Below are 12,675 nucleotides of genomic sequence, written 5' to 3'. Positions count from 1 at the left end.
CTCATCTTTCTCTGTCAGGATGTCTCCGGACACATAGGAAAGTGAGGCCCCATGCGTATCCTCCTAACGATACTCGCCATAAGTCTCGGGTTTTGGGCGCATGAACTGCGCGCCGAACCAGACAGCTGGGCCTCGGAATTTCCAAAGACTGATTTTGCTCGCACGACAGTGGGCGGCTGGTCCGAAATCCTGTCCGGCGGCCCCGGACGCGACGGCATTCCGGCGCTGAGCGACCCGAAATTTGTAAAAGTTGCCAACGAAACCCGTCTGGGTGCGCGCGAACCTGTTATCACACTTGAACTGAAAGGTGCCGAACCCCGCGCCTATCCGCTGCGCTATCTGACATGGCACGAGATCGTGAATGACAGCGTGGGCAGTGTTCCCGTGGCCGTTACCTTCTGTCCATTATGCAATTCCGGCATGGTGTTTGACCGCCGCGTGTCCGGCAAGACGCTCACCTTCGGAGTGACGGGGAAGCTCAGAAACTCCGACATGGTGATGTATGACCACCAGACCGAAAGCTGGTGGCAACAGGCGCTTGGCGAAGGTATCGTCGGAAAACACACCGGAACGCAACTCAAACAGATGCCGGCATGGATGGAAAGCTGGGCCGAGTTTGCCAACCGTAATCCAGGTGGGTTGGTGATGGACCAGCCGTCCGCAAACCGTCCCTATGGCCAAAACCCCTATGCTGGATATGACAGTCGCAATCGCCCATACCCTTTCTTTACAGGCGACAATCCCCCTCACGGAGTGCCTGCACTGGCCCGCGTCGTTCGTGTTGGTGAACGCGCATGGCCAGTGACACGCCTGTCCAAAGCGGGCCAGATCAACGAGGCCGGGCTGACGATCAGCTGGACCTCAGGTCAGGCGTCTGCTTTGGATACGGCGCGAATTGCCAAGGGCAGGGATGTCGGTACCATTCGGGTACGCGATAAAAACGGTCGCGACGTTCCCCATGACGTGCTGTTCGCCTTCGCGTTCCACGCCTTTTGGCCAGACGGCACATGGATGCTGGGCAACTGACCCAGCGGTTTCTTCTGGCTCAAAATATCCTGGGGTGAGGCCGCATGGCCGAGGGGCAACGCCCCTTAACCGTTTCCACCCCGCGTGAACATTGCCGCATCTTCCGCCGCTCGTCGGATGGCTTTGGATTTGTTCACCGTTTCTTCGTATTCCGCCTCTGGGTCGCTGTCATAAACAACACCACCGCCCGCTTGAATGTAAAGCTTCTCATCCTTCACAACGGCGGTCCGCAAGGCAATACACATGTCCATGTCGCCACCGGCGCTGAAATACCCAACTCCCCCACCATAGACACCGCGTTTTTCCGGCTCCAACTCGTCAATGATTTCCATCGCGCGCACCTTTGGTGCACCGGATACTGTGCCCGCTGGCATCCCCGCAAAGAAAGCGGACAAGGCGTCCTGATCTTCATGCAACTCGCCCACCACGTTCGACACGATATGCATCACGTGGCTATAGCGTTCGATGATGAACTCTTCGGTCGGGCGCACGGTGCCGATCTTGGCCACGCGTCCCACATCGTTGCGCCCCAGATCCAGGAGCATCAGATGCTCGGCCAGTTCTTTCTGATCGGCCATCAGATCTGCCTCGTAGGCCTTGTCTTCCTCGGGCGTGGCACCGCGCGGACGGGTGCCGGCGATCGGGCGGATCGTGACCTCTCGGTCAAACACCCGCACCAAAATTTCGGGCGACGCACCGACAACCTGAAAGCCGCCGAAGTTGAAATAGAACATGAATGGCGATGGATTGGTGCGGCGCAGACTGCGGTAAAGCGCAAAGGGCCGCAGGGGGAAGTTCTGTGTCCAGCGTTGGCTGGGCACGACCTGAAAGATATCACCAGCGCGGATGTAGTCCTTGGCCGTGTCCACCGCCGACAGATAGTCCGCTTTCGCGAAGTTTGACACCAACGGCCCCAGCTCGCGCGCCTCACCCAGATTGCGCGTTTCGGCAGGGGCGGCGCGCTCCAGATCGCGCAGCGCATCCATCACCCGCTCGGCCGCCTGTGCATATGCGGCCTTGGCCGACAGGCCGCTGTCCACAAAAGCAGGCGACACCAGCGTGACATCGCCTTTGACCCCATCCAGCACCGCGACAACAGACGGCCGCATCATCATCGCATCGGGCAGGCCCAACGGGTCCGGGTTCACATCGGGAAGGTGCTCGACCAACCGGATCATGTCATAGCCCAGATAGCCAAACAGCCCGGCGGATGCGGCAGGTAGATCGGCGGGCAGGTCGATCCGACTTTCCGCCAACACCGCCCGAAACGCGTCCAGCGGATCGCCTGCCATATCCTCGAACGCCTCGGCATCAAATCGCGCTTGCCGGTTGATCCGTGCGTGATTGCCTCGGCATTCCCAGACCAGATCAGGCTTCATACCAACGATGGAATAGCGCCCGCGAACTTCGCCACCTGTCACGCTTTCCAGCATAAAACTGTCGCGCCGTGCCTCGGTCAGCTTCAACATCAGGCTGACCGGCGTGTCCAGATCGGCGGCCAGACGGGTATAGACCACCTGATTCCGTCCGGCATTCCAACCGGCTTCGAAATCCTCGAACGAGGGTGTCAGAGCCATTGGGTGTCCTTTCTGGTCGCTGGGATATGGGTCACTGGAACTGCGCGTTTACCGCATTGATTACAGCGCGGTTCAGCTCGATCCCCGCCCGGGTCTGAACGGCGCGAGCAAAAGCATTTTCGACATCCAACGCGATTTCTTGCGCGACGCCGGTCGCGAAATTGGCTTTCAGGGCCTTCGCCTCGTCGCTGTCCTGATCGGCGGCATGAATGGCATCAAGCCGCACCAAAACCACACCGTTGGCTGCGTCCATTATGCGCCAATCGCCCGGCTCTATTTCGAACACCTCAGCCATGAATGCAGGGGGCGTGCCTTCGACAAAGGCTTCACGTGATTGCGCCTCTTCAACCACCTCGGTCAGACCCAGCGAGGACAGGGTTTCCCCTCCCTCAAGCTGTGGGATCAGCCCGCGGGCTTGTTCGGACAGAAGTTCCAGCCGTTTTTCAGCCTCCCAGCCCACCTGTACGGCCTCTGCCACTTCGGACTGTTCTTGCAAACGAGGGGCTTGCAGCTCGTCCAGTCGCAGTGCGAAAACACCGCCATCCTCCAGAAGTGTGATCTCGGGGAAATCATCTGTGGTGACGACTTCAGCGATCTCGCGGAACGCATCGTAAGCGGCAATGCCATCGCTGTCCCCTGCAATCCAATTCAACGTGCCAAGCCGCATGTTGTGGCTTTTCGCGACCTCTTCGATCGTTGCACCACCGGCCATCTGGTCGTCAAGCTCGGTCACCATATCGCCGATCAGCCGGCGTGCCGCATCTGCGGCCAATTCGCCATGCAACTCTTCGCGCGCATCCTCGAAGCTCGTCTCGCGCGCTTCCAGAATGGCATTCATACGATAAAGCGCCGGACCAAGGTCACTGTCATGCGGTCCGGTTACTGTTCCGGGATTGACCAGCGCGAAAACGGCATCTCCTGCGGACCCCAATTCGTCCTTGGACACGTCGCCCAGATCGATGTCTGCAAGTTGCAAATTGCGCCCAGTCACCAGACCCTCGAACGTCTGATTGCCGGTGGAAAGGGCGTCCATCGCCGCCACCGCCTCGTCCTGCGTGTTGAACACCAATCGCTCGACCATCCGACGTTCCGGGACAAGGTATTCCGACGCACGCTCGTCATAAAGTGCGCGGATCTGTGCCTCGTCCACCGTGATCGTCGGAATGACATCTTCCGGATTCATCCACGCATAGGTGATGACTTTGGTTTCCGGAAGGGTGAAATCTTGAGGATGCGCTTCATAGTAGGCGGTCAACGTCTCTTCGGTCGGGGCAGGCAGTTCGGTATCCAACTGTTCCACCGGAAGCGTTGCCCAGGTAAAGTCTCGTGTTTCACGTGCATAGCCATAGAGCGTGTCAACATAGACTGGCTGCGTTGCAACACCATTGATCACAGCAGCCTGTAGAATCTGGCGGCTGACCTCGTCGCGCAGGCTTTGTTCGAACTCGGTCGCTGTCAGGCCGGATTGCTCCAGCGCGAATGTGTATCCTTCGCGGTCGAACTTGCCATCGACGCCTTGAAACGCCGGAATGTCGACGATCCGATCACGCAATTGTTCGTCGCCGACCGAAATGCCCAACCGTGCGGTTTCATCCTCCAACGCCGCCGTTGCGATAACGCGCGCCAACACCTGTTGATCCAGTCCGAAGCCCTTGGCCATTTCCATGGTCAGACGCTGTCCGGTTTCGGCCTGAAACGCGTTCATTTCCGATTGCAACTCGCGCAGATAGCGGTTGGCATCCACTTCCGTGTCCCCCACGGTCGCGATCGACCGGACCGAGCCGCCAAAATTGGTCGAGCCAAAGCCCACGAGCCCCACCATCACCAGACCCATCAGGATCCAGCCGAAGGTGCGGGATGTCTTGCCGGTTGCCATACGCGTGTTCCTTTTACCACCTGTTTGCAAGGGTTTTAGGTGAGCCAGCCGGGAATGCCAATATCTGTTGATACGCCGCAGTCAGGGGCAGAACGCGGTCAGCCGTTTCTGAACCTCGGTGATGCCGGTTTCATCAATATTTGCAAAGGCCACACGCAACTGCCGCGCGCCGTCCAGATCCCCTTTCGGGGCAAACATTGTTCCGGGCAAGGCAAGGATGGCGCACTGATCCACCAACGCCCGTGCCAAATCGTCCGAAGGTATGTCATACGGATGCTGCAAATAGGCAAAATATGCTCCGCATCCCAGAAGGTGCCAACCCTGCTTTGCCAAGGGAGTGAACCCGTCCCGCATAGCGGAGGCTCGCGCCAGTATCTTCTCGCGTTCCAGCCCCAGCCAATTGTCCAGATGGCGCAAACCCCAATGGGCGGCATGTTGACCGATTTGCGCCGGGCAGATCGTCACCGTGTCCAGAAACTTCTCAACTTCTGCCATGCGCGCAGGCGCGGTGACAAGCGCCCCGACCCGATGCCCGGTCAGTCGATAGGATTTTGAAAAACTGTAAAGATGGATCACCGTGTCGTGCCAGTCGGGGTCTACAAATAGTTCATGCGGCGCGCCGGGCTGGGAATGAAAATCGCGATAGGTCTCGTCGATGATCAGGGCGATCCCGCTTTTGCGAGCCAGATCGCGGAAGGCGGAGATGACTTCAGGCGCATATTCGACACCAGTCGGGTTGTTGGGTGTAACCAAGACAATCGCGCGGGTGCGCGCAGAGATCAGAGCAGCGGCGGCGTCTGGGTCCGGCACCAAATCGCCACCCGTCGCCAGTGGAACCGCTTTGATCCCACTCATTTCAAGCCACATCTTATGATTGAAATACCACGGCGTCGGTAAAATAACCTCGTTCCCCGGGCCAGCCAGCGTGGCAATTGCGGCACAAAACGCCTGATTGCAGCCCGAGGTGATGGCGATATTCTCTGGCTGTATGCTCCCTCCATAGTGGCGCGAGATGTTAAGTGCCAGTTCAGACCGCAAATCCGGCAAACCCAACACTGGACCGTAAAGATGCGCCTCAGCTTGGTGCAACACCACATCCGCCATAGCTCGCCGCATCTCGGCGGGCGGCGGCTCAACCGGCGCGGCTTGACTGACATTGATCAACGGCCGATCTGCGCCAAACACCTTGCCTTCAATCCACCGCCGTGCCTCCATCACCGGGGGCGAAACGGTCGCGGAAAGTTTAGGATTAAAGGGCGTCATGGCAAGCTCGTCCTGTCTTTTGCAGACACCGTAGCCGCCACATTCCGAAACGGCAATTCACCTTGATGATGCCGGGTTTCTTCTGGCTTCAAATATCCCGGGGTAGGTCCAAATCGCAGATTTGGGCCGAAGGGGAAGCGCCCCTCAGGCTCACAACGTGAGCCACCGTATGTCGATCAAACGTTCAACACCACGAGCGCGTGTCGTTTTTTCCCGGCGGACAGTTTCATAGGTTGACCAAGGTCTGCCGCAGCCACCATTCGCCCTGCATCCGTAAGTGCCTCGTCATTCACCTTGGCCCCGTTCTCCAAGATCAGGCGTTTCGCATCTTTACCGGATTTGGCCAAACCGGATTTGACGAAAAGCTGCACAATGGACATGCCTTCACCCAGATCATCGGCGCTCAACGTCAATGTCGGCAGGTCATCCCCGGCACCACCCTTTTCGAACACTTCACGCGCGGTCGCTTCGGCGGTCTTGGCAGCGTTTGCACCATGCAGAAGGGACGTGACTTCATTGGCCAGAATGATCTTGGCCTCGTTAATCTCGGCCCCTTCCAGCGCGCCCAGGCGATTGCATTCCTCGACCGGTAGTTCCGTAAAAATATTCAGGAACTTGCCAGTGTCGGCATCTGTTGTATTGCGCCAGAACTGCCAGAACTCGTACGGGCTGAGCATGTCACCGTTCAACCAGATCGCGCCACCTTGGCTCTTGCCCATCTTGCGCCCGTCAGATGTGGTCAGAAGCGGTGTTGTCAGGCCGAAAATCTCGTTGTCCAAGACGCGACGGGTCAGGTCGATCCCGTTCACGATATTGCCCCACTGGTCAGATCCGCCCATTTGCAGCAGGCAGCCATAGCGGCGGTTCAGCTCAAGGAAATCATAGGCTTGCAGGATCATATAGTTGAATTCCAGAAAGCTCAGACTTTGCTCGCGGTCCAGCCGCGATTTCACGCTTTCAAACGACAACATCCGGTTGACCGAGAAGTGCCGCCCGATGTCGCGCAGGAAATCAAGGTAATTCAACCCGTCCAGCCATTCGGCGTTGTTCAGCATGATCGCGTCTGTCTCGTCGTCGCCATAGCGCAAAAACTTTGCAAAAACCTGCTGCATCCCGGCAATGTTTGCCTCGATCTGCTCCGGCCCCAACAGCGGGCGTTCGTCTGACCGGAAGGACGGATCACCCACTTTGGTGGTGCCGCCACCCATCAGGGTGATGGGCTTGTGGCCACATTTTTGCAACCAGCGTAGCACCATGATGTTCATCAGGTGTCCCACATGCAGCGACTGCGCGGTTGCGTCATAACCGATATAGGCCGGAACCACCCCCGCAATCAGCGCATCATCCAGCGCCTGATAATCGGTGCAATCGGCCAGAAAGCCGCGCTCGATCATCACACGCATGAAGTCGGATTTTGGGTGGTAGGTCATGTTCTTTTGGTCCATCCTGATCATTGAACCCCCCATATAGACGGGGGGCGGGAAAAGGAAAAGAGCGTGTTGAAAACCGTCGACAAGACTGGAAACAAGGGCGCCTTGCGTGTGCAGTTGGGGCAGGGACCAGTCTGGGCGATGGGCTGCATGTCGGGCACATCGCTTGACGGGGTGGACGCAGCACTGGTTGAAACCGATGGCGATGTGATCGCCGGGTTTGGTCCGACCGTGTTTCATCCCTATTCCGATGCGCAGCGCCAAACCCTGCGAGGGGCTTTGGGCAAATGGCAGGATGCGCCCGAAGTTCCTGCCGCCGCTGAAATCGTTGAAGCTGTGCATCTGCAGGCGATCACCAGTCTGCTGCAAAATGACCCGAGACCCGTTCTTGTCGGGTTTCACGGACAGACCTTTGCTCATGATCCGCAGGGGAAGGGCACCCATCAGGCGGGTGACGGACAGACATTGGCACAATCGCTCGGATTGGTGGTGGTGTGGGATTTCCGCAGTGCAGACGTCAAGCTGGGCGGAGAAGGCGCACCGCTTGCGCCTTTTTTTCATCACGCCTGTGCGCGGTTTATCGAAGCTGATGCGCCCATGGTTTTTCTGAATTTGGGCGGCGTGGGCAATGTGACATGGGTTGATCCATCGCGTCCCACGCCTGAAGCACCTGATGCTTGTCTGGCCTTTGACACAGGCCCCGCGAATGCACCATTGGACGATCTGATGCAGGAACGGTTAAGCAGATCGCGGGATGAAGGCGGCGCGCTGGCGTTGTCAGGGACGCCCGACGAGGCGGTTGTGGACAGGTTCCTAAGCCATCGGTATTTCCACAGGATGCCTCCCAAGTCACTGGATAGAAATGACTTTCCAGACCTTCCCGCAATGGTCAAAGATTTGTCGGATGCCGATGCCCTGCGCACGCTGACCGCCTGTGCTGCGGCGGCTGTTGCGCGCGGGATGGAACACTGTCCAACCCCGCCAACGCGGGTGCTGGTGACAGGCGGTGGGCGTCACAACGCGGCGCTGATGGACGAAATTCAGACGCGGTTGTCCGTCCCGGTCGAAGACATCGACTCCACTGGGTTAAACGGCGATATGCTTGAGGCACAGGCTTTTGCGTATCTTGCGGTGCGGGTGGCGCGGGGGCTAACCACGTCAGCGCCAACCACGACAGGCGTCGCCGCCGCTGTCGGCGGGGGTAATATCGCGACTCCTAAAAAGGATTAAACGAGAAGGGATCATTGACCGCGCATTCGGGCGATCAAGTGCGGGCAACTGTTGCCTTCTCGGCGTAAAAAGCCAGATGGTCCTTCAACTCGGACAATCCTTCGACCGGCGCGTCATACATATAGCCTGCATCCTCGATCACCGTCGATTTCGTCTGGATCGAATAGTGCCGGGCCTCGCCGCGATAGGGGCAAGTGGTGACCGTGTCGGTTCTGTCCAGAAACGCCATCGCCACATCAGCCGCGGGGAAATAGATCACCGGGGCGCGATTGCCCTCGGTCACCTCCAACGCTGACCGGCTTTCACCAAGCACGGCACCACCTGCACGAACGGTCCATTTTCCTTCTGCGGGCCGGATCTTGATTTGGTCAGCCATGGTCATCCTCGTTTTGCAGGTCACTCGCGCGGGACATTATCAGAAATTATGTGAAGGTCGCGTGTCAAATAGGCGCACAGGCCGATTTGAGCCACTGCAACGCAGCGTCACTAAGCCACGGCGTCAGCTTTTCGACACATGTTGCGTGATAGTCGTTCAGCCAAGCCCGTTCTTCGCCGGACAGCATGTCGGCGATCACAAGGCTGGTGTCGACAGGGACAAAGGTCAGCGTCTCGAAGGACAACATCTCGCGCTCGGCGTCGCCGCCGGCGGGGCAAGTTGCCTGTTCCACCACGATCAGGTTTTCCAACCGAATGCCAAATGCCCCTTCGCGATAGTAGCCCGGTTCGTTTGACAGGATCATGCCTGGCAGTAGTTCGACATCCGAGATTGAATTGAACCGTTGCGGCCCCTCATGCACAGAAAGATAGGCCCCGACGCCATGCCCGGTGCCGTGGTTGAAATCCTGATGCGCCGCAAACAACGGATAGCGGGCGATCGGATCCAGATCTCGGCCCGTGCGGCCCTTTGGAAAATAGACGCGCGACAAGGCAATCATGCCTTGCAAGACGCGGGTATAACAGCGTTTTTCTTCATCGCCCACGTCACCGACCCGCAAAGTTCGGGTGATGTCTGTGGTGCCATCACGATATTGTCCACCACTGTCCAGAACCACCAGATCACCGGGGGCAAGCGGGCGGTTCGTGTCATTCGTCACGCGGTAATGCATGATGGCCCCGTTCGGCCCGGCACCGGCAATCGTCTCGAACGAAATGTCCAAAAGCGCGTTTGAAGCGCGGCGTTTTTCTTCCAGTGTCTTGACCAGATCAATCTCGGTCAGCGTGGCTTTGTCTTCTGCATCATACCAAGTTAAGAACTCGATTACGGCGGCGGCATCGCGAAGATGCGCTTCACGTGCGCATTTCAACTCGGTCGGGTTTTTTTGCGCCTTGGGCAGGATCGCCGGATCGCTGCCCCAATCGACGGATATTCCAGCCTTTTCCAGAATACGCGACACCGCCAGCGGTGCGGTCGATTTGTCCACGCGCACGGGGCCGTCGAGGGTCTTCAAGTGGCTTGCAAAGTCCTTGACCGGGTGCAGCGACACATCTGTGTCCAGTTGTGCCTCGACCACACGTCCTTCCGAGGTGAAAAACGCGACCGAGCTGTCGTCACCCAAAATCGCAAAGCCTTGCACAACAGGAATGCTAGGCAGGTCATCGCCGCGGATGTTCAGCATCCATGCGATGCTGTCTGACAAAGTCATCACGCATGATTTTTGCCCCGCTGACAGCAATCCATCGGCCAGTTCTGATCGCTTGTCTGCACTGTTCATGCCTGCAAATTCAACGGGTTGTTCGATGATCTTGCCATTGGGGGCAGGGGGACGGTCGTCCCAGATCTGATCGACCAAATTGTCGGTAGGGAGCAACGTGATCTTTGTGCCTTCAAGCGCTTTCTCGATGGTTTCGATCTCGCCTTTGGTGTGCAGCCACGGATCAAATCCGATCTTGGCCACCTTTCCAGCAAGTGTCTCCTTCAACCACGGGCCGGGCAGCGTTTCGGGCCAGTGGACCGGTGTAAACGCCTTCATGTCAGCCTGCGCGCGCACCTGTGTGCGATAACGTCCATCCACGAAAATCCCTGCATGGTCATTCAAAGCGATACAAAACCCGGCGGACCCGGTGAACCCGGTCAACCACCGCAATCGCGCATCACACGCAGCAACATATTCGCCCTGATGGGCATCCGCGCGCGGCACGATGAAGCCGTCCAAACCTTTCATCGCCATTGCGCGGCGCAATCGGTCTAACCGGACGGGTCCATGTGTCGGGTCGGCTGTTGTGTCAAAGGATTGGAACATGGACGTTCTCCGGGTTCTGGCGTGATCAGAAAAGGGGTGCGCGATGTCATCGCTGCTCGCGCGCAACATGCCGTGAAATGAAGTCGGTGGAAAGGGGTCAGCTGACCTTCTTGATCCCCAAAAGACGCGCCCGCGCCCGTGGGTCGCTGTCAAATAGTGACGCAAGCTGTTCTGTCATCGCGCCCGCCAATTGTTCAACATCCGTGATGGTGACAGCGCGGTCATAATACCGTGTGACATCATGGCCGATCCCGATTGCCAACAGCTCGACCTGTTTGCGTTTTTCAACCATTGCGATCACGTCACGAAGGTGTTTTTCCAGGTAATTCGCAGGGTTAACAGACAAAGTTGAATCGTCCACCGGCGCCCCGTCCGAGATCACCATCAGGATTTTACGCTGCTCGGGCCGGGCCGTGATCCGACGATGCGCCCATTCCAGCGCCTCGCCGTCGATGTTTTCCTTCAACAGCCCTTCTTTCATCATCAGGCCCAGATTGTCGCGGGTCCGCCGCATCGGAGCGTCGGCCTTCTTATAGATGATGTGGCGCAAATCGTTCAGGCGACCGGGCTGCTGCGGGCGGCCGTCGGCCAACCATTTTTCACGCGCCAACCCACCCTTCCAAGCGCGGGTGGTGAAGCCCAGAACCTCGACTTTCACCTGACAGCGTTCCAGCGTGCGCGCCAAGACGTCGGCACAGATCGCCGCGATCGAGATCGGGCGCCCCCGCATGGACCCTGAATTGTCCAATAGCAACGTCACCACCGTGTCGCGGAACTCGGTATCCTTTTCCATCTTGAACGACAGTGGTGTTGTGGGGTTGGCGACGACGCGCGCCAAGCGACCTGCGTCAAGAATGCCTTCTTCCAGATCAAACAGCCACGACCGGTTCTGTTGAGCCTGAAGCCGCCGTTGCAACTTGTTCGCCAGACGACTGACAGCGCCCTTCAGCGGCTCCAACTGCTGATCCAGATAGGCGCGCAGGCGTTCCAATTCGGCCGGTTCGGCAAGATCTTCGGCCATGATCTCTTCGTCATGTTCGTTGTTATAGACCAGATAATCGGGATCCGCGTCCGACGCTGGTGGCGGCGAGGGCGGCTCCAGTGGGGCGTCCGCCTCGGGCATTTCCGCCTCGTCGCTCATCTCGTCCTCGGCCATGTCATCCAAAGACACCTGCGCTTCGGACTGATCCATCTGATCCTCTTGCGACCGTTCTGGATCAGCCTCTTCTTCCTGATCGTCCTGTGATTGCTCGTTTTGCTGATCGTCCTCGGCCTGATCCTCATCCGGTTCGGCGTCATCCTCGGCCTGGTCGTCTTCGCTGTCCGGGTCGTCACCAAGCTGATCGCCATAGCCCAGATCTTCAATGATCTGACGGGCAAAGCGCGCAAATTCCTGCTGGTCGCCCAGCTTCTCGCCCAGATTGTCCAGATGGTCGCCCGCCTGACCCTCGATAAAGTCGCGCCACAGATTCATCACGTTGGCCGCAGCAGGGGGTAAGTCGCGCCCCGTGGCCAGATGGCGCATCAGATACCCCGCGGCAACTGCCAAGGGCGCGTCGGCGGTGGCGGTGATCTGGTCATAGCCTGCGCGCATCGCGTCTGTTTCAATCTTCGCGTCAATGTTGCCCGCCGTGCCCGGCATGTCGCGTGCGCCCATCGCCTCGCAACGGGCGGTCTCCATCGCCTCGTAAATCTCGCGCGCCATGCCGCTGGCAGGGGCGTATTTCGCGTGGGTCGCCTCGTTGTGATAGCGCAGCTTCATCGCATAGGCATCCGCCGTGCCACGCGCCAACAACACCTCGTCCCGCGTCATCCGCCGCGTGACTTGCGGCAGCCGCATCGCGTCCTTCGTCACCCCCGACGGGTCCACCGTGAAGCTGACCGATAGCTCCGGCTCGTCGGCAAGCGTCTTCGTCGCCTCAGCCAGCGCTTTCTTGAACGGATCAGCAGGGTTGTCGGTGGGTTTTTTCATTGGATCAGCCTATCGAAGTCCCGTAAGTCGGCTCTGCCCGATCTTGAGACGGGACATCGCA

9 protein-coding genes are annotated in these 12,675 nt (G+C 58.6%); 2 read left to right on the top strand and 7 right to left on the bottom strand.

The annotated features are described in order from the left end of the window. Positions 1 to 51 precede the first annotated feature (51 nt). A complete protein-coding gene (locus MWU51_RS07835; RefSeq protein ID WP_247036140.1) occupies positions 52 to 1,026 on the top strand; it encodes a DUF3179 domain-containing protein in 975 nt (324 codons plus the stop codon). Positions 1,027 to 1,091: 65 nt separating this feature from the next. Here MWU51_RS07835 and trpE read toward each other — a convergent pair whose 3' ends face one another. The 4 genes from trpE to tyrS all read right to left on the bottom strand — a co-directional run bounded on the left by trpE (position 1,092) and on the right by tyrS (position 7,172). Next, a complete protein-coding gene (trpE, locus tag MWU51_RS07830; protein ID WP_247036139.1) occupies positions 1,092 to 2,603 on the bottom strand; it encodes an anthranilate synthase component I in 1,512 nt (503 codons plus the stop codon). Positions 2,604 to 2,634: 31 nt separating this feature from the next. Next, positions 2,635 to 4,479, bottom strand: coding sequence for a SurA N-terminal domain-containing protein (locus tag MWU51_RS07825; protein WP_247036138.1), 1,845 nt, complete (start codon positions 4,477 to 4,479; stop codon positions 2,635 to 2,637). An 81-nt stretch (positions 4,480 to 4,560) separates the two neighbouring features. Further along, on the bottom strand, positions 4,561 to 5,742 hold the full coding sequence (locus MWU51_RS07820) for an aminotransferase (protein ID WP_247036137.1): 1,182 nt from the start codon (positions 5,740 to 5,742) through the stop codon (positions 4,561 to 4,563). A gap of 176 nt (positions 5,743 to 5,918) precedes the next feature. Further along, a complete protein-coding gene (gene tyrS, locus MWU51_RS07815; protein WP_247036136.1) occupies positions 5,919 to 7,172 on the bottom strand; it encodes a tyrosine--tRNA ligase in 1,254 nt (417 codons plus the stop codon). Positions 7,173 to 7,313: 141 nt separating this feature from the next. Between tyrS and MWU51_RS07810 the strand changes: the two genes are divergently transcribed. Next, entirely contained in the window at positions 7,314 to 8,402 is a 1,089-nt protein-coding gene (locus MWU51_RS07810) for an anhydro-N-acetylmuramic acid kinase (protein WP_247038768.1), read from the top strand. 34 nt (positions 8,403 to 8,436) lie between these two features. Here the strand turns inward: MWU51_RS07810 and MWU51_RS07805 are convergent, their stop codons facing one another. The 3 genes from MWU51_RS07805 to cobT form a co-directional block, all read right to left on the bottom strand. After that, positions 8,437 to 8,778, bottom strand: coding sequence for a DUF427 domain-containing protein (locus MWU51_RS07805; RefSeq protein WP_247036135.1), 342 nt, complete (start codon positions 8,776 to 8,778; stop codon positions 8,437 to 8,439). Positions 8,779 to 8,842: 64 nt separating this feature from the next. Next, a complete protein-coding gene (locus MWU51_RS07800; protein WP_247036133.1) occupies positions 8,843 to 10,642 on the bottom strand; it encodes an aminopeptidase P family protein in 1,800 nt (599 codons plus the stop codon). Between the two features lie 97 nt (positions 10,643 to 10,739). Beyond that, entirely contained in the window at positions 10,740 to 12,614 is a 1,875-nt protein-coding gene (gene cobT, locus MWU51_RS07795) for a cobaltochelatase subunit CobT (protein WP_247036131.1), read from the bottom strand. Positions 12,615 to 12,675: the final 61 nt, after the last annotated feature.

Source organism: Aliiroseovarius sp. F47248L, assembly GCF_023016085.1.
Lineage (GTDB): Bacteria > Pseudomonadota > Alphaproteobacteria > Rhodobacterales > Rhodobacteraceae > Aliiroseovarius.
The sequence above is the reverse complement of the archived record's forward strand: the minus strand, read 5'-3'. Positions and strand labels throughout refer to the sequence as shown.